Consider the following 17,317-nt stretch of genomic DNA (forward strand, 5'->3'; position numbering starts at 1 on the left):
AGCGGTGGGCCCCGGAGCAGCGGTGGGCCCCGGAGTCGCTGCGGGGAGCCGGCGGACAGTTGCTCCGCTGACCACCGCGGACGGTGCACCGGTGGAAGTGCGCCGTTCTGCCCGCCGTACCCGGACAGTGGCGGCTTTCTGGGAGAACGGGACAGCCGTCGTCGCCATTCCGGCCCGTTTCACCGCAGCCCAGGAGTCCGAGTGGGTCCGGCGCATGCTGGCCAAGCTGCAGCGGCAGGGGGAGCGCCGCGCGAGCTCCGCCCGGAAGCGTCCCGCCTCGGACGCCGCCCTTGCCGCCCACGCCACCCACCTCTCGGGACGGTACCTGGGCGGGCGCGCCATCCCAACGTCCGTGCGCTGGGTCAGCAACCAGAACTCGCGCTGGGGATCAGCCACACCCGCTGACGGAACCATCCGGCTCTCGGACAAACTCCGACCGATGCCGCAGTGGGTCATCGACTATGTCCTGCTCCACGAACTTGCCCATCTGCTGGTGGCCGGGCACAACGCAGCTTTCTGGAAGCTGCTCGAGGCGTACCCGGAAACCCAACGCGCCAAGGCATTCCTGGAAGGTGTTTCCTTTGCCACCGCGCGCGGACTGGCTGCGGCAACGGACGGTGGGGCACTTGGCGGCAGCGGCAGCCAGGAGCTCGAAGGCTGGCCGGAGCTGGATGGCTGGCCGGGGGACGCCGACTAGCAGCGGCCCCCCGGCCACGGGAGAACTCAGCCTTTCGGCTGGGCGTCTCCTCCGTCGTCGTCCTTTTCTTCTCCCTCGCCGGCTGCTTCTCCCTTGCCGGCGTCCGCCGCCGGGGTGTCGAAACCACCATTGAGCAGTTTCTGCAGGGCATCGTCCACTTCACTGTCGGTGGCTTCGGCAAGCTTGCGCCGGCTGCTGAAGCCCTTGGGATCGTCCAGGTCCTCGGCGGTGGGGAGCAGGTCCGGGTGGTGCCAGATGGCGTCGCGCCCTTCGATGCCGCGCTCTTCCTTCAAGGTGGCCCACAGGGTGGCGGCGTCACGCAGCCGCCGGGGGCGCAGTTCCAGTCCCACCAGCGAGGCGAAGGCGTGCTCTGCCGGACCGCCGGTGGCGCGGCGGCGGCGGACGGTTTCCCGCAGTGCCGACGCCGAAGGCAGCATCTTCTCGGTCGCCGCGGCGGTCAGTTCGTCCACCCACCCCTCCACGAGGGCGAGAGCCGTTTCCAGCTTCTCGAGGGCCTGCTCCTGAGCGGGCGTGCGCTGGGGCATGAAGACGCCCTGGGACAGGGCCTCCTGGATGCCCTCCGGGTTGCTGGGATCGAGGTCGCGTGCCAGTTCCTCAATGCGTGACGTGTCGATGTGGATGCCCCGGGCGTACGCCTCGATGGCGCCCAGCAGGTGTCCCCGCAGCCAGGGAACCTGGACGAAGAGGCGTGCATGGGCGGCCTCGCGCACTGCTAGGAAGAGCCGGATGTCATTCTCGGGCAGGGAAAGGCCCTCACCGAAGGCGGCAACATTCGCGGGCAGGAGCGCCATTTCAAGGTCAGCCAAGGGAACGCCGATATCGGTGGAGCTGACCACGTCCGCGGAGAGGGCGCCGATTGCCTGGCCCAGCTGCATGCCGAAGATGGCGCCGCCCATGTTCTGCAGCATGGACGAGGCGCCGCCCATCATGGACTTCATTTCCTCGGGCATCTGTTCGGTCATTGCGGTGGAGAGCGCGTTGGCGATGCTGTTGGCCACCGGCTCCGTCAGCCTCTTCCAAGTGCCAAGCGTCGCCTCGACCCACTCCGCCCGGGACCATGCGCGGCCGATCAGGCCGGTGGCGGGCAGGTCCGTGACGGGATCCAGCCACAGCTCCGCCAGGCGCAGGGCCTCGTCAACGTCGCGGGACTGCTGGGACGTCACAGACGGGTCAGAGCTGCTTGCCGCCACCCGGCGGGCGTTGTCGTGCGCCAGCGTCCAGTTCACGGGCCCCTCGGACGGGGCACTCATCATCGCCTGGACTTGGGAGAACATCTGGGCCAGCAGGTTGGGGTCGTTGGGAAGCCCGGCAGCCTTGGCCAGTTCGGCGGGGTCGAAGTTCTCCATCCCCTTGCCGCCCATGAGGTTCTGCAGCATTTCGGTCAACGGGTCCTTGGGGGTGTCGTCGCCGTTGGACGGATTGAGTGGATTGGAGGTCATGATCCCGCCGATCGTCGGTGTGACTGTTAATCAACCTTCACGGTACCGCGGCTGCCCCCGGCTGTCTGCCGCGCTCCGGTACCGTTCGCTGTAGGCAAAGACCTGTACGCGGCCGCCACCACGTAGTGTTGGGTGGGTGACGACAACCCGTGGCAGCCACCCCTCCGAGGACCACGCCCCAGAGCTTCCGCAGGCCGCCTTCCCGTGGACGAAGGACGGCGGTGTGGTGGACGACGGCGGCCCCGGACCTTTCGAGGCAGGCGCGGCATCACGGGACCCAAGGGTGTCCTCCATGATGCTGGCGGGGATGGCCGCGCTTGGCCTGGGCATCGGCGTCGCCACACTTCCGGTGCCCTACGTGATCGAGACGCCGGGGCCAACATACAACACCCTTGGGCAGAGCCAGGGCACGCCGGTCATCAAGGTCACCGGCCGGGAGTCGTATCCCGCGGCAGGCAACCTCGACCTGACCACCGTGTATGTTGACGGCGGCCCCAACGGCCCGGTCAGCATCCTCCGTGCGTTTTCCGCGTGGCTCAACCCCACCCACGCCGTCCAGCCGGTGGAGCTGATCTACCCGACCGGCACCACCAGGCAGGAAGCCGAGGAGCAAAGCGCCGTGGCCATGGCCACGTCGCAGGAAAACGCGGTAGCTTCGGCACTTAATGAGCTGGACATCCCGTATGGCCAGCAGCTCCAGGCAGCCGGCCTTTCCGAGGGCTCCGCCTCGGCCGGGAAGATCCAGCCCGGGGACATCCTGAAGACCATCAATGGCAAGGACATCAGCGCGCTGTCGGTCGTCCAGGAGGAACTGGCGGCCGGCAACGGCGTCCCCGCCACCGTCGTCGTGGAACGTGACGGGCAGCAGGTCACCGAAACCATCACACCCAAGAGCAACGCTGAGGGCAGGTTCATCCTCGGCGTCATGCTGAAATATCTGTTCGACTTTCCGTTCGACGTCGAGATTTCCTTGGAGAAGGTGGGCGGGCCCTCGGCAGGGCTGATGTTCTCGCTGGGCATCATCGATACAGTGACCCCGGGGGACCTGACCGGCGGCAAGCACATCGCCGGGACCGGCACCATCTCCCCGGACGGCACCGTCGGACCGATCGGCGGCATCGCACAGAAGATGCACGGCGCCCGGGCCGGGGGAGCCACCCTGTTCCTTGCACCTGCCGCCAACTGCGCGAATGTGGCCGGACACATCCCGGACGGGCTGCAGGTGGTGCGGGTGGAGACCCTCGCGGAGGCGAGGGCCGCCGTCGAACGTGCCGCCAGCGGCCAGGACACATCCGGCCTGCCCACCTGCACAAACAACTAGACTGGGCGCAACTAGACTCAAGAGGAACTAAGCTTTACCGCCACTCGTGGCAAATATATGGCGGACAAAACCAGCCGTTGGCTGGCGGAGTCCACCGCCAGCTCGCACGCTCCAAATATCTGACGACCAGCTATGAGGTACCCAGTTTGTCCCGTCCCGCCAGCACCATGTCCACAGGCAGACCCCCTTCCCGGCGCGGCGCACTGACGCCCACCCTGATCGTTGTTGCCCTCGTGGTTGTGGGCTTCATCTTCTTCGCGAACGTCTGGACCGACGTCCTCTGGTACCGGCAGCTGGGCTTCCTTGAAGTCTTCGTCACCGAGAACCTCGTCCGGATCGCCATCTTCGCGGCCGGCTTCGCCATCATGTTCGCGGCAGTGTTCTTCGCCATCCGCATCGCCTACCACGCCAGGCCGGTCTACGCTCCGGACTCCGACATCCGGGACAACCTCAACCGTTACCAGGCCCAGCTGGAACCTGTCCGCCGGGTGGTCATGGTGGGCCTGCCCGTCCTCTTCGGCCTCTTCGCCGGCAGCGCCGCCGCGAGCCAGTGGCAGAAGGTGCTGCTGTTCTTCAATCAGGAGGGCTTCGGCCAGTCCGATCCGCAATTCAACCTGGACATCAGTTTCTACCTGATGGTCCTGCCCTTCCTTGGGTTCGTCACCGGCTTCCTGATCAGTGTCGTGGTCATCGCCGGCATCGCTGGCATCCTGACGCACTACCTTTACGGCAGCATCCGCCTCATGGAACGCGGAGTGTTCACCAGCCGGGCCGCCCAGATCCACATCGCCGTCACCGGCGCCGCGTTCCTGGTGCTGCTGGGCGTGAACTTCTGGTTGGACCGTTACTCGGCGGTGCAGAGCAATAACGGGCGGTGGGCCGGTGCCCTGTACACCGACGTCAACGCCGTCATTCCCACCAAGGCCATCCTGGCCGTCGCTGCGGTGCTGGTGGCCATCCTCTTCGTCGTTGCCGCCGTCATCGGACGCTGGCGCCTGCCCGTCATCGGAACGGCGATGCTGGTCATCACCTCCATCCTGGCGGGGGGCGTCTACCCCTGGGTCATTCAGCAGTTCCAGGTGCGGCCTTCCGAGGAAACGCTGGAAAAGGAATTCATCCAGCGCAACATCGACAACACGCGCAGGGCGTACGGCCTCGATGCCATCCAGGAAAGCCGCTACGACGCCACGAACACGGCAAGCACGGGAGCCCTCGCCCCCGATGCCCAGACCACTGCAAACATCAGGCTCCTTGATCCGAACCTGATTTCCGACGCCTTCGCACAGCTGGAGCAGTACCGTCCGTACTATCGCTTCCCCGAAACCCTGAACGTTGACCGTTACGAAATTGACGGTCAAATCCAGGACACGGTCATTGCTGTACGGGAACTGAACCCTGCCAACGTTGCCACCAACCAGCAGGGCTGGCTCAACCAGCACGTGGTCTACACCCACGGCTACGGTGTGGTTGCGGCCAAGGGCAACAAGTTCACGGTGGACGGAAAGCCGGAGTTCCTGCAGTCGGGCATTCCCTCTACCGGCGTCCTGGGTGACGATTCTTCCTACGAGCCGCGGATCTACTTTGGGGAGTACTCGCCCGACTACTCGATCGTGGGCGCCCCGGAAGGAGCCCCACCGCGGGAGCAGGACAGGCCCTCCGGTGAGGGGGAGACCCAGTACACGTTCAAAGGCAACGGCGGACCCAATGTCGGCACGTTCTTCAACAGGGTGCTGTATTCCATCAAGTTCCAGTCTTCCGACCTGCTGCTGTCGGACGGTGTGAATCCAGAGTCGCAGATCCTTTATGACCGCAATCCGCGGGACCGGGTCAAAAAGGTTGCGCCGTACCTGACGGTTGACGGCAATGCCTACCCCGCGGTGGTGGACGGCCGCGTGAAGTGGATCGTGGACGGGTATACCACCAGTCAGTACTACCCGTATTCCCAGCAGGAGCAGCTCTCGGATGCGACTGCAGACTCGTTAACCACGTCCGGCCGTACAGTGGCCCTGCCGAACAGTACGGTCAACTACATCCGGAACTCCGTGAAGGCCACGGTGGATGCGTACGACGGCTCCGTCACGCTATACGCCTGGGACGACCAGGACCCGCTGCTGAAAGCCTGGCAGAAGGTGTTCCCCACATCGCTCAAGCCCTACTCCGAGATGTCGGGCGATGTCATGTCCCACGTCCGGTACCCGGAGGACCTCTTCAAGGTCCAGCGTCAGCTGCTGGGTGAATACCACGTGACCAACCCGTCCACCTTCTACCAGACGAAGGACGCCTGGAGCGTTCCGAACGACCCCACGGTGGATTCCACTACAGGAGTGAAGCAGCCGCCGTTCTACATGTCCCTGCAGATGCCGGACCAGGACGAGCCCGCGTTCCAGCTCACCTCCTCGTTCATTCCACAGATCGTCAACGGCAACGCCCGCAACGTCCTATATGGCTTCCTGGCGGCAGATTCTGACGCGGGCAATGAGGCAGGGGTCAAGGCGGAAAGCTACGGCAAGCTGAGGCTGCTGCAGATTCCGCCGGAGACGCAGGTCCCCGGTCCCGGCCAGGCGCAGAACAAGTTCAACTCCGACCCCACCGTGTCGCAGGCCCTGAACCTGCTGCGTCAGGGCGCCTCGGACGTGCTGAACGGCAACCTGCTGACCCTGCCTGTCGGCGGCGGCATCCTGTACGTGCAGCCGGTCTACCTCAAGTCCACGGGCGAGACGTCCTACCCCACGCTTCAGCGCGTGCTGGTGGCGTTCGGTGACAAGGTTGGCTTCGCACCCACACTGGATGAGGCGCTGAAGCAGCTCTTCGGCGGTGATTCCGGTGCTGCTGCCGGGGACTCGGACAACAACGGCCAGGCGCCTGCCGAGCCGGCAACCCCTGCGGCGCCTGGGGGAGTGGACGCGAAGGCCGAGCTGAAGGCGGCGCTGGATGAGGCAAACGCCGCTATCCAGGCCGGCCAGGCCGCACTGGCGGCGGGTGACTTCGCGGCCTACGGCGAGGCGCAGAAGCGGATTGCGGCAGCGCTCCAGAAGGCTGTGGATGCCGAGGCAAAAATCCCGGTCGCGGCCCCCGAGGCCACCCCAGCGCCGGCCTCCACGGCAACGCCTGAAGCGTCGCCTTCGCCTTCGCCCAGCAACTAGCCAGACGTGACGCCGGCCCGGCCTTCCTGCCCCTTACGGGCGGAGGTGCCGGGCCGGCGTAACGGAGATCACGCCGTCCCGATTTGGCCGCGTGTTCACCTCCCGGTAAAGTAGTTCTTGCGACGCGGGGTGGAGCAGTTCGGTAGCTCGCTGGGCTCATAACCCAGAGGTCACAGGTTCAAATCCTGTCCCCGCAACTGACGGAAGGCCGGGACACTGGAAACAGTGTCCGGGCCTTCTTGCTTTAACCCGTCCGCCAGGTGCCAAACGGGCTGGTAAATGCCGGTGCGAAAATAGGGTAGTGTTGTTTCAGCGACGCGGGGTGGAGCAGTTCGGTAGCTCGCTGGGCTCATAACCCAGAGGTCACAGGTTCAAATCCTGTCCCCGCAACCACGAAAGACCCCGACCGGCAGGACAGCCGGCCGGGGTCTTCTTTTTCCTTCATCACGGGTAGTTCCTAGTATTCTCTTTCGCAGAGCCTCACAGCAGTGAGCAGTTGGCCAGTCATTCTCGAGAGGAATGTTGCTCGATGTCCACACCCACGAAGAAGCCCGGCACCGCCGCGGGCAAGCGGTCCCGCCTCTACTGGGGCGTGCCGGCTGTCCTCGCCGCGCTTGTCCTGGTGGTCCTGGCCGCCAAGGGGCTGATGGGGCTTCCTGCCGTCGCCTCCTTCGTGGCGGACTATCCGGGCCATTCGGAACTTCCGGAGAATGCCCCGGTGGGCTTTCCCGCCTGGCTGGCGTGGCAGCATTTCCTCAACGCTTTCTTCCTGCTGCTGATCATCCGCACCGGCTGGCAGGTGCGCACCACCACCCGTCCCAGCGGGTACTGGACCCGCAACAACAAGGGCCTGATCAAGACCCGGAACGCCCCCACCAAGATCAGCCTTGAGCTGTGGTTCCACCTGACGCTGGATGCCCTGTGGATCCTCAACGGGGTGGTGTTTGCGGTGCTGCTGTTCGCCACCGGACAGTGGATGCGGATCGTCCCCACCAGCTGGGACGTGTTCCCGAACGCCCTCTCGGCGGCACTGCAGTACGCGTCACTGGACTGGCCCACGGAAAACGGCTGGGTCAACTACAACGCCCTCCAGCTCCTGACCTACTTCATCACCGTGTTCATCGCGGCGCCGCTGGCCTTCATCACCGGCCTGCGGATGTCCTCCGCCTGGCACAAGAAGGCGGCAGGGCTCAACAAGGCCTACCCCATCGAATGGGCACGCGCGGTCCACTTCCCGGTGATGATCTACTTCGTCGCCTTCATCGTGGTCCACGTCTTCCTGGTGCTGGCCACCGGCGCACTGCGGAACCTGAACCACATGTACGGCGCAAGGGACGACGATGGCTGGTTCGGTTTCTGGGTGTTCGTCGCCTCGGTGGCCGTCATGGTCGCCGCCTGGTTCCTGGCACGCCCGCTTTTCCTGCGGCCCATTGCTTCGCTGATGGGCAAAGTCAGCAGCCGCTGACCAAAGCTATTCGTCCTTGAGCTTCCGGTAGGCATCCAGGGCCCGTTCCCGGGACTCCGCCAGATCCACCAGCGGCCCAGGGTAGCCGTCCGCCTCCGCCGTCCACGGCTCGTGGATTTCCTTACCCTTCAGGCCCTGGAGCTCGGGGATGAAGGTGCGCAGGTAGCGGCCGTCGGTGTCGAACTTCTTGCTCTGCGTCACTGGGTTGAAGATCCGATAATAGGGAGAGGCATCCGCGCCTGACCCGGCCACCCACTGCCAGTTTGTTGGGTTGTTGGCGGCGTCCGCGTCCACCAGGGTGTCCCAGAACCATTCCTCCCCGATGCGCCAGTCGATGAGGAGGTTCTTCACCAGGAAGGACGCAGCCGCCATCCGTACACGGTTGTGCATCCAGCCGGTCTTCCAGAGCTGCCGCATCCCGGCGTCCACGAGCGGATATCCGCTGTTCCCCTGCTGCCAGGCGGCAAGTTCCTTCCGGCTCACCTGGCCCCACTGGAAGTTATCGAATGCGGGCCGGAAGTTCCGGGTGGCAAGGTCCGGGTTGTGGTAGAGCAGGTGCCAGTTGAACTCGCGCCAGCCGAGTTCTGCACGGAAGGTCCCGACGTCGGCAGGAATCTTTCCGGAATGGCGGCGGCGGATTTCGCGCCACACGCGGAACGGGCTGACCTCACCAAAGCGCAGGTGCGGCGAGAGCCGGCTGGTTCCCTCCGTGCCGGGAATGTTCCGGCCGGTGCCATAATCCTCGATCGGTCCGTCCAGGAAGTCCGCCAGGCGGTCCGCCGCCCCCTTCTCGCCGGGCTCCCAGCTTTCAGCCAGCCCCGTGCTCCAGTCGGGGGAGGTGGGCAGCAGCTTCCAGCTGCCCAGAGCATCGCTTGCGGGAACGCCCGGACCGGAGGCCGCAGGTCCCGGCAGTGATGAAGGAGCGTCCAGCGGGTCCCGGATGTCGGCGGACGCCATACAGGCCCGCCAGAACGGGGAGTAGACCTTGTACGGAGCGCCGGCCCCGGTGCGGATGGTCCAGGGCTCGAACAGGAGGTTGGCCTGGAAGCTTGAGGCCTGGATGCCGTTTTCGCCTGCCCAGTCCTTGAGCCCCGCGTCGATGGTGCGCTCAGGCTGGGCGTACCTGCGGTTCCAGAAGATATGGCTGGCATTCGTCTGCAGGGCAAGATTCCGGATGATGGATTCTGACTGACCGCGGCGCAGCACTAAACGCGATCCTTTGGCCTCAAGGTCCGCGGCAAGCGCGGCGAGGGAATGGTGCAGCCACCAGCGGGTGGCGCCACCCAGGGGACGTACGCCCTCGGACTCCTCGTCCAGGATGTACACCACTGTCATCGGCTTGCCCAGGCCGGCGGCTTCGGCCAGGGCAGGGTTGTCGTCCAGCCTCAGATCGTCGCGAAGCCAGACCAGCGATGTCGCATCGGAAGAAGCCATGCCACCACGCTACACACCGGGGCACGGATAAGGGCCAGGACTGTCGGGTCCTGGCCCTTGTTCCGCGCTAGGGGAACAGCGTTCTATTCGTGCCTGTCAGAGCTTGTCGAAGTCCGCTTCTTCCACGGTTGACTCAGAGGACGTGGAATTGCTTGAGGCAATTGCAGGCTTCGCGCCGCCGGACTTCAGCGCGGCCAGGCGGGCCTCGATTTCCACCTGTTCCCCGAGGTCCTCAAGCTGGTTGAACTGGGCGTCCAGGCTGGAGGCAGCCAGTTCTTGCTGGCCGCGGACCTTGGCTTCCTCACGGCGGATCTTTTCCTCAAACCGGCCCACTTCGCTGGTGGGGTCCATGATGTCGATGCTCTTGATGGCGTCATGGACCTGCGACTGGGCAGCGGCAGTCTTGGACCGGGCCACCAGTTCGTTGCGCTTGCTGGTGAGCTGGTTGAGCTTGCCCTTCATTTGGTCCAGGCCGGTCTTCAGCTTGTCCACCACCTCGCGCTGCGACATGATGGCCGGCTCCGCACCCTTGGCCTCGTTCTCGGCCGCCATCTGGCGCTGCAGGGCAACCTTGGCCAGGTTGTCGAACTTCTCGGCGTCAACAACGTCGCCGCTGGCCCGGAACTCATCGGCCTTGCGTGAGGCGGCCAGGGCCTTGTTGCCCCAGTCACGGGCGTTCTTGATGTCCTCGTTGTAGTCATCTTCGAGCATCCGGAGGTTGCCGATGGTCTGTGCGACGGCGGATTCGGCCTCGGCAATGTTGTTGGTGTAGTCCCGGACCATCTGGTCCAGCATCTTCTGCGGATCCTCAGCGTTGTCCAGCAAAGAGTTGATGTTCGCCTTTGCCAGCTGCGCGATACGGCCGAAAATGGACTGCTTAACCATGGTGTTACCTTTCGTCCTGCTCTGTGATGGCCACTGAATCCGTGAACAGTGGTGTACTGCTTCCGGGCGCCTGCCGGAGTATCCGGCAGGCGCCAAGGTCCGTGCCGGTACTAGAAGTCGCCTCCGCCGCCGGAGTCGCCGCCCCAGCCGCCCATGTCACCGCCCCCGAAGTCGCCGCCGCCCCAGCCGCCGCCGTCGCTGTGGCCGCCGCCCCAGCCGCCTCCGCCTCCACCGTTGAGGATGGAGTTGATGAGGATGCCGCCCAGGATGGCACCGCCCAGGCCGCCGCCACCGCCGCCGCCAAACATGCCGCCCCGGCCGTAGCCCTGGTTGGCGTAGCCGCCGAAGTGGTCTACGTCGGCCTGTGCCAGCTGGGCTGCCTGCGCCGCCAGGGCGTGTGCCTGCTGGGCATAGGTCAGGGCCGTGACCGGATCGGTCCGCGAGATGGAGAGGGCGTAGTCCAAGTTGCGCTGCGACTCCGCCAGCCGGGTCCGGGCCTCGGTTCCCACGCCGCCGCGGCGGGCCGTGATGTAGTCCGAGGTGGCGCTGATCTGGGCCTGGGCGGACATGATGGTCTGCTGGAGCGAGGCCTGCGCACGGCGGGACTGTTCCTGCTGGTCCCGGATGCCTGTCAGGGCCTGGTCGAGCGACTGATGGGCCGTTTCCACGCGCTGGAGTGTTGCGATCGGATCGATCTTGCCGCCATGGATCTCCGACTTCACCTGCGCCAGCGCAGCCTCCACGCCGGCCACCGGCCCTGCCAGTTCGGGGTGCGCCCCGGACTGGATCATGGCGCGTGCCTGGGCGAGGTCCTGTGACGTGTCCACCACCGCGGCCTCGAGCCTGTTCCGTGCTTCGTCGAGGTTGGACGAGACCTTGGAGATCGCGTCCAAAAGGACGTTTGTCTGATGCAGGCTCTCTTCGGCTGCACGGACGGCAACGGCCGCGAGGCTGCCTTCCCCTTCACTGAGCTTCTGCTCAGCGGTGGCGGTGGCGTTCTGGACGAAGGCCAGGCGTTCCTTGGCCTGCAGGATGTTGTCGGACACCTGCGTCAGGGCGCTTTCAGCGTACTTCTCACGGAGGGTGATCAAAGACTGCTCGGCGCTGGCAATCTTTGCATCGGCCTCGCGCGCGCCGGCGTGAACAGTAGCGAGGGCCTGCGGAGCGTTCTTTTCAAGCTCGCGCAGGGAATCGAAGTCCGCCTTCTGCTCCTGGAGCGAGGCCAGGGCAGCTTCGGAACGGCGGATGATCTCGCCGTACCACGTGCGCTGCTGCTCCTCGGTGTCCGGGATGTGGTCGTCCAGTTGCTGCTGGAGCTTAAAGGACTCGCTCATGTGGCCCTTGGCTTCGTCCAGCGCCTTGGTGAAGTTTCCGACGGCGGCGTCCCCGTACTGCGCCTGCGCGAACATGAGCTCCTGCTCACTGGACTTGATGGCGTCGTCGGCTTCGATCAGCAGCGAACCGCTCTTGCGCCGCAGCTCCTCAACGCTCAGCGAAGCGAGCGGGTCTACGTGCTCTCCCTGGGGCCCGTAGCTGGCGCTTGAGGCCTGCCCGGCGGTCTTCTTGCGCTTGTTGCGGAAGTACAGGTAGGCACCTGCTCCGCCTGCGGCGACTACGCCCGCACCAACGAGGACAGCCGCCCCGGCGCCGTCACCGGGGACGTTCCCGCTGCCACCGCCTGCTGCATCACCAATTGCGGCGGCAGCGTTAATTGCTGCTTGTGCGTAATTGTCATTGGCAAGTTGCGGGCCGATGGCCTTGCTCTTGATATTTTCGAGCTGGGCATTGGTAATCTTGCTGCCGCCCTTATTGAGGGTGTACTGGCGGGTGTCCGTAGCAATCGCAAAAATCAGGGCATTGGACCCAAGCCCGGCCTTTTCCGCTACCGCATCCGTCCAGGCCTCCCGGTCGCTGGGGTTCTCAAACCTCTTGACCGTCACGACGTGGAGCACGGTGGAATGCTCGGCCCCAAGCTTTTTAATGGCGTCCTGGACTTCACCCTTTTGAGACCCCAGGACGCCAGCGGAGTCCACAATCTTGGTCGCGGGATCCAGAGTGACCGGGTCCTCGGCCCAGGCCGCGCCGGCCGGCACCGTAAACAGGCCCGCAAGGCCGATCACGGCGAGTGTACGTATGAACTTTGACCGCATGTGCAACCCTTCAGCACGCCTGACACCGATTCGGGACGAATCAGTCGTCTCAGAATCCAACAGCGCCCCCACGCTTGGTGTGAAGCCGCAGGTCGCTGTGGCAATTCATCTTGATTCTATGGTGCACCCCACACACCGTCCATTGGGGTGAATATGCCAGCAGCGAAACGCTGCATGGGCGGACCGAGAGAGCCGAATCGGCCCTTCAGGAAGCTCTCAGCAAACATCCGAGCTTGATCCAGCCAAGGGGGCCATAGTTAATGCAGAAGAGGATGAAAGGAAGTCCCATGACTGAGAACCAAACTCCCGGACCGGCTCCGGACGGCCGCGCCGGCCGCCAGAACCCTTGGGAGCAGCACTCCGCCCGCCAAGGGGAACGGACCCCGGAGGCTCGGCATGCGGACGACGCGGCGGAAGCGAACGGGACAGCCCCGGCTGGCAGCGGACAGGGTACTCCGCCGTTGCAGCACCCCACCGAAGACCTGGGTCAATACGGCACGAATCCCACCCAGGAACTGCCCGGTGGCCCCCGCCCGGATTACCCGCAGCGCCAGCCGTTCTACGGGCAGGCCGGCTATGGCCAAGGCCAGCAGTCCGCCCAGCAGTACCCGCAGCACAGCTACCAGCAGCCCGGACACCACGACCAGGGCGGCCAGGCCGCCTATGGGGGAGCGGCGGGCTATACCCCGAACCCCAAGGATGCGCCGCGCCGGAAGGCCAGTTTCGGCGTCGGTACCCTTGTGGCCAGCATCCTCGCTGCCGGCCTGGTGGGCGGCGGCGTGGCGACGGTCGGTTCGGCGGAGTTCTTCGGTAACACCGGATCCTCAACAGCCGTGAGCGGCAACAGCCAGCCCGGCACAGTCATCGTCAACAACCAGGACTCCGTCAACGAGATCACGGCAGCGGCGGTGAAGGCATCGCCTAGCGTCGTAACCATCAGTGCATCCAGCGGCAGCGCGGGCGGCACCGGGTCCGGCATCGTGCTGGACGATGAAGGCCATATCCTGACCAACACGCACGTGGTCACCCTCGACGGCCAGACGGCGAATGCTGCCCTTGAGGTCCGCGCCAGTGACGGCCGGGTCATCCCCGCCAAGCTGGTGGGTACCGATCCGCTCTCAGACCTCGCAGTTATCAAGGTGGACGCCAGCTCGGGCCTGACGCCCGCCACGCTGGGAGATTCCGGGAAGCTCAACGTGGGCGACACAGCCATCGCCATTGGTTCCCCCCTCGGCCTCACCGGAACGGTCACCGACGGCATCGTCTCCACCCTCAACAGGACCATCAGCGTGGCTTCGGCAGCAGCCCCCAAAGAGGGCGACAACGCAGAGGGCGACGACGAGGGCGGCTTCCAGTTCGCGCCTCCGGGCGGCGGACAGAGCCAGCAGGCGGCGGGCCAGGGTGAGATCTCCATCAACGTGATCCAGACGGACGCCGCCATCAACCCTGGCAACTCCGGCGGCGCCCTGGTCAACACCAGCGGTGAGGTCATCGGCGTCAACGTGGCCATCGCCTCCGCGGGTTCCAGCGCATCGGCCACCAGCGGAAACATCGGCGTAGGCTTCAGCATCCCGATCAACCACGCCAAGCGCGTTGCCCAGGAAATCATCGACACCGGCAAGGCTTCCCACGGCCAGTTGGGTGTCAGTGTCAAACCGAAGGCCGCCTCCAGCACGTCGTCCGAGTTCTCGGTGGGCGCGGAGGTCGCCACCGTTGAGCCGGACTCGGCAGCAGCCAAGGCCGGGATCAAGGTGGGCGACGTGATCACCAGGTTCAACGACCTCGCAGTCGGTGAACCCGAGCAGCTGACCGCTGCGGTCCGCGAACAGCCCGCCGGGTCCAAGGTAAAGATCACTGTCCTGCGCAATGGCCAGGAACAAGCCGTAGACGTCACGCTTGGCGCCGCGGCCAGCTAGGCGTCATAGGCCAGGACCAGCAGACAGTACGACGGCGGTGCCCCCACCTTTGGGCGGGGACGCCGCCGTCGTGACGTCCGCAAGGGGTACTGACACAGGCGTTAACGGAAGAGGGCACAGGGGCGCGGCTTTGTGGTTAGCTAGGAGCTACCCGTATGCCGGGCATCCCGCGGCCATGACCTCACCCGGCTGGCTGTCCACAAGCATGGAAGGCTGCTGTCAATACAGTGGAAGATACATTGAAGATCATCGTCCTGGTCAAGCATGTACCGGACGCCCAGTTCGACCGTCACCTCAACGGGGAGGGCTTCACGACGGACCGCGATGAGAGCATCCTGTCCGAACTTGACGAATACGCGCTGGAGGCGGCACTGCAGCTGGCCGAGGCGCGCGGCGGAAGCAAGGCCGGCAACCAGGTCATCGCACTCACCATGGGCCCGGCAGGCGCGGTAAACGCCGTCAAGAAGACCCTGCAGATGGGCGCCACCGAGGGCATCCACCTTTCCGACGATGCGTTGGCGGGTTCTGATGCCGCTGCGACCTCCCTGGCGCTGGCGGCGGCTATCCGCCACGTGGGCCAGGCGGACCTGATCATCACCGGGATGGCCTCCACGGACGGCGAAACCTCGCTGGTGCCGGCGCAGCTGGCGGAACGCCTCGGGCTGCCGCAGGTCACGTTCGCCTCGACGCTTGAGGTGTCCGGCGGACGGCTGACCGCCCGGCGGGATGCGGACACTTCCTCGGAGACCGTGGAGGCGCCGCTGCCCGCTGTCGTGTCCGTCACCGACCAGATCAACGAGCCCCGGTACCCCAACTTCAAGGGCATCATCGCTGCCAAGCGCAAGAGCATCACCACCCTGACCCTGTCGGATATCGGGGTGGACCCCTCCCAGGTGGGCCTCAGCGGCTCCTGGACCAGCGTGGTCAGCGCCGAGGAACGGCCGCCGCGTACCGCAGGCACCATCATCACTGACGAAGGCGACGCCGGCATCAAGCTGGTCGACTTCCTGGCCGCACAGAAGCTGCTCTAAGAGGGATCACAGACATGGCAAAAGTTCTCGTATTTCTTGACAACCCCGGTGCTGAACTGAAGAAGAGCAGCCTGGAGCTGCTGACGCTTGCCCGTACCCTGGGAGAAAGTGTTGTTGCCGTCAATGGAGAGGTCTCGGACGGCGCCGCGGCCACGTTCGCCGAATACGGCGTCAGCACGGTGGTCCGGCCTTCCGCCCAGGACCTGGATGACTACCTGGTGGCTCCCAAGGCGGCCTACGTCGCGGCCGCAGCCGACGCAACGGGTGCCGGCATTGTCCTGCTGGACAACTCGCCCGAGGGCAAGGAGATTGCCGCCCGAGTGGGGATCCGCCTGAACGCCGGCGTCATCACCGACGCCGTGGGGGTGGACGCCGACGGAACGGCGCACAAGTCTGTCCTGGCCGGCTCCTACAACACGTCCTGCAAGGCCAAGACCGCCGTGTCCGTTGTGACCCTGAAGGCCAACAACGTTACCCCCGAGCCCGCCGCCGCTCCGTCGGCACCTGAAACCCTGACCGTGGAAGTGCCCGCAACGGCAGCGGCCGCCCGCATCACCGCCCGCGAGCAGAAAGTGGCAAGCGGCCGGCCCGACCTCACCGATGCCCGTATCGTCGTCGCCGGCGGGCGCGGCCTGGACGGCGACTTCGGACCCGTGGAGGAGCTCGCCGACGCCTTGGGTGCAGCGGTGGGGGCGTCTCGCGCCGCCACCGACGCCGGCTGGATCAGCCACGACGCCCAGGTGGGCCAGACCGGCAAGACTGTCTCGCCGCAGCTGTACATCTCAGCGGGCATCTCGGGTGCCATCCAGCAGAAGGCCGGCATGCAGACCTCCAAGGTTATCGTCGCCGTCAACAAGGACGCAGAGTCGCCGGTGTTCGAAATCGCCGACTTCGGCATCATCGGGGACGTCTTCGACGTGCTGCCGCAGGCTACCGCGGAGATCAAGAAGCGTAAGGGCTGAATCTTTGACTGCATTGAACCTGCAGGCACAGAGCCCGTTCAACCCGGCCACGGACCGGGTTGGGCGGGTCCTCTGTTTTGCGGCGCACCCTGACGACATCGACTTCGGCGCCGCCGGCACCATCGCGGCCTGGACGGCCGCTGGGGTTGAGGTGAGCTACTGCATCATGACCGACGGCGATGCCGGCGGCTTCGACCCCGCCCACCGCGCGGACATCATCGCCCTGCGCGACGCCGAGCAGCGCCGCGCCGCCAAACTGGTGGGCGTCACCGACATCCATTACCTGCACCAGCGTGACGGCTACCTGGAACCCTCTCATGAGGTGATGAAGGAAGTGGTGCGGCTGATCCGGAAGATCCGGCCCGACGTCGTGCTTTCCATGCACCCCGAGCGGAACTGGCGGCGCATCCAGAAGAGCCACCCGGACCATCTGGCCGTGGGCGAAGCAGTGACCCGCGCCGTCTACCCGGCTCTGGAGAACCCGTTCGCCTACCCGGAACTGGCGGAGTCCGGGCTGGAAGCCTTCAAACTGCCCTGGCTCTGGCTGTATGCCGGTCCGGAAGAGCGGGAAAACCATTTCGTGGACGTCACCGGCCAGGTGGAGGCCAAGCTGGCCGCCATCCACGTCCACGTCAGCCAGCACCCGGACGTGGAGGCCATGGAAGCCTCCGTCCGCCAGGGCATGCGCGCGAACGCGGCGCGCGCGGGATTCCCCGAGGGCAGCAGCGCGGAAGCCTTCCACGTGGTGGCAATCAACGGACCTGGCACTATCGCCGGGTTCTAGCCGCAACAGGAAACGCCCCGTTCCCTTCCAGCGAAGGGAACGGGGCGTTCTGCTGTCTCCGGTGCGCTG

The 17,317-nt window shown here is 65.6% G+C and carries 12 protein-coding genes and 2 tRNA genes; 10 read left to right on the top strand and 4 right to left on the bottom strand.

Annotated features, from left to right (window positions below; genetic code table 11):
• The first annotated feature begins 22 nt into the window (after positions 1 to 22).
• Positions 23 to 697, top strand: a complete 675-nt coding sequence (locus AC5RUO_RS05740; RefSeq protein ID WP_494103382.1) for a M48 metallopeptidase family protein — start codon at positions 23 to 25, stop codon at positions 695 to 697.
• A 26-nt stretch (positions 698 to 723) separates the two neighbouring features.
• Here the strand turns inward: AC5RUO_RS05740 and AC5RUO_RS05745 are convergent, their stop codons facing one another.
• Positions 724 to 2,157, bottom strand: coding sequence for a zinc-dependent metalloprotease (locus tag AC5RUO_RS05745; protein ID WP_494103019.1), 1,434 nt, complete (start codon positions 2,155 to 2,157; stop codon positions 724 to 726).
• A gap of 223 nt (positions 2,158 to 2,380) precedes the next feature.
• On the opposite strand from AC5RUO_RS05745, the gene AC5RUO_RS05750 reads away from it, so the two are divergent.
• The 5 genes from AC5RUO_RS05750 (at position 2,381) to AC5RUO_RS05770 (ending at position 8,086) form a co-directional block, all read left to right on the top strand.
• A complete protein-coding gene (locus tag AC5RUO_RS05750) occupies positions 2,381 to 3,478 on the top strand; it encodes a YlbL family protein (protein WP_494103383.1) in 1,098 nt (365 codons plus the stop codon).
• A 167-nt stretch (positions 3,479 to 3,645) separates the two neighbouring features.
• The gene (locus AC5RUO_RS05755) at positions 3,646 to 6,621 is read left to right on the top strand and encodes a UPF0182 family membrane protein (protein ID WP_494103020.1); all 2,976 of its coding nucleotides are present in this window, start codon (positions 3,646 to 3,648) and stop codon (positions 6,619 to 6,621) included.
• A 123-nt stretch (positions 6,622 to 6,744) separates the two neighbouring features.
• Positions 6,745 to 6,818: transfer RNA gene (locus AC5RUO_RS05760), tRNA-Met, on the top strand.
• Between the two features lie 119 nt (positions 6,819 to 6,937).
• A tRNA-Met gene (locus AC5RUO_RS05765) sits at positions 6,938 to 7,014 on the top strand.
• Positions 7,015 to 7,150: 136 nt separating this feature from the next.
• Positions 7,151 to 8,086, top strand: a complete 936-nt coding sequence (locus tag AC5RUO_RS05770) for a cytochrome b/b6 domain-containing protein (RefSeq protein WP_494103021.1) — start codon at positions 7,151 to 7,153, stop codon at positions 8,084 to 8,086.
• Positions 8,087 to 8,092: 6 nt separating this feature from the next.
• Here the strand turns inward: AC5RUO_RS05770 and AC5RUO_RS05775 are convergent, their stop codons facing one another.
• From AC5RUO_RS05775 to AC5RUO_RS05785, 3 genes are all read right to left on the bottom strand, one after another.
• The gene (locus AC5RUO_RS05775; protein ID WP_494008764.1) at positions 8,093 to 9,520 is read right to left on the bottom strand and encodes a cryptochrome/photolyase family protein; all 1,428 of its coding nucleotides are present in this window, start codon (positions 9,518 to 9,520) and stop codon (positions 8,093 to 8,095) included.
• Positions 9,521 to 9,616: 96 nt separating this feature from the next.
• Positions 9,617 to 10,405 (bottom strand): PspA/IM30 family protein, encoded by a 789-nt coding sequence (locus AC5RUO_RS05780; protein ID WP_494008763.1) that lies wholly within the window; start codon positions 10,403 to 10,405, stop codon positions 9,617 to 9,619.
• A 110-nt stretch (positions 10,406 to 10,515) separates the two neighbouring features.
• Entirely contained in the window at positions 10,516 to 12,555 is a 2,040-nt protein-coding gene (locus AC5RUO_RS05785) for a TPM domain-containing protein (protein ID WP_494008762.1), read from the bottom strand.
• 287 nt (positions 12,556 to 12,842) lie between these two features.
• On the opposite strand from AC5RUO_RS05785, the gene AC5RUO_RS05790 reads away from it, so the two are divergent.
• From AC5RUO_RS05790 to AC5RUO_RS05805, 4 genes are all read left to right on the top strand, one after another.
• Complete coding sequence (locus tag AC5RUO_RS05790) at positions 12,843 to 14,471, top strand: S1C family serine protease (protein ID WP_494008761.1); 1,629 nt, start codon at positions 12,843 to 12,845, stop codon at positions 14,469 to 14,471.
• Between the two features lie 239 nt (positions 14,472 to 14,710).
• A complete protein-coding gene (locus AC5RUO_RS05795; RefSeq protein ID WP_494008997.1) occupies positions 14,711 to 15,502 on the top strand; it encodes an electron transfer flavoprotein subunit beta/FixA family protein in 792 nt (263 codons plus the stop codon).
• A 14-nt stretch (positions 15,503 to 15,516) separates the two neighbouring features.
• Positions 15,517 to 16,464 carry an electron transfer flavoprotein subunit alpha/FixB family protein gene (locus AC5RUO_RS05800; protein ID WP_494008760.1) on the top strand — a complete coding sequence of 316 codons (948 nt, stop codon included), beginning with the start codon at positions 15,517 to 15,519 and terminating at the stop codon, positions 16,462 to 16,464.
• A 4-nt stretch (positions 16,465 to 16,468) separates the two neighbouring features.
• Positions 16,469 to 17,248: a PIG-L deacetylase family protein gene (locus AC5RUO_RS05805; protein ID WP_494103022.1), complete on the top strand. Its 780-nt coding sequence runs from the start codon at positions 16,469 to 16,471 to the stop codon at positions 17,246 to 17,248.
• The last annotated feature ends 69 nt before the right edge of the window (positions 17,249 to 17,317 follow it).

The sequence above is a fragment of the Arthrobacter sp. Y3221087 genome, from assembly GCF_059089905.1.

Bases quoted from the DNA above. Each gene is read 5' to 3' on its own strand.
- AC5RUO_RS05745 (WP_494103019.1), bottom strand. From the start codon at position 2,157: ATGACCTCCAATCCACTCAATCCGTCCAACGGCGACGACACCCCCAAG.
- AC5RUO_RS05755 (WP_494103020.1), top strand. From the start codon at position 3,646: ATGTCCACAGGCAGACCCCCTTCCCGGCGCGGCGCACTGACGCCCACC.
- AC5RUO_RS05770 (WP_494103021.1), top strand. From the start codon at position 7,151: ATGTCCACACCCACGAAGAAGCCCGGCACCGCCGCGGGCAAGCGGTCC.
- AC5RUO_RS05775 (WP_494008764.1), bottom strand. From the start codon at position 9,520: ATGGCTTCTTCCGATGCGACATCGCTGGTCTGGCTTCGCGACGATCTG.
- AC5RUO_RS05780 (WP_494008763.1), bottom strand. From the start codon at position 10,405: ATGGTTAAGCAGTCCATTTTCGGCCGTATCGCGCAGCTGGCAAAGGCG.
- AC5RUO_RS05785 (WP_494008762.1), bottom strand. From the start codon at position 12,555: ATGCGGTCAAAGTTCATACGTACACTCGCCGTGATCGGCCTTGCGGGC.
- AC5RUO_RS05790 (WP_494008761.1), top strand. From the start codon at position 12,843: ATGACTGAGAACCAAACTCCCGGACCGGCTCCGGACGGCCGCGCCGGC.
- AC5RUO_RS05800 (WP_494008760.1), top strand. From the start codon at position 15,517: ATGGCAAAAGTTCTCGTATTTCTTGACAACCCCGGTGCTGAACTGAAG.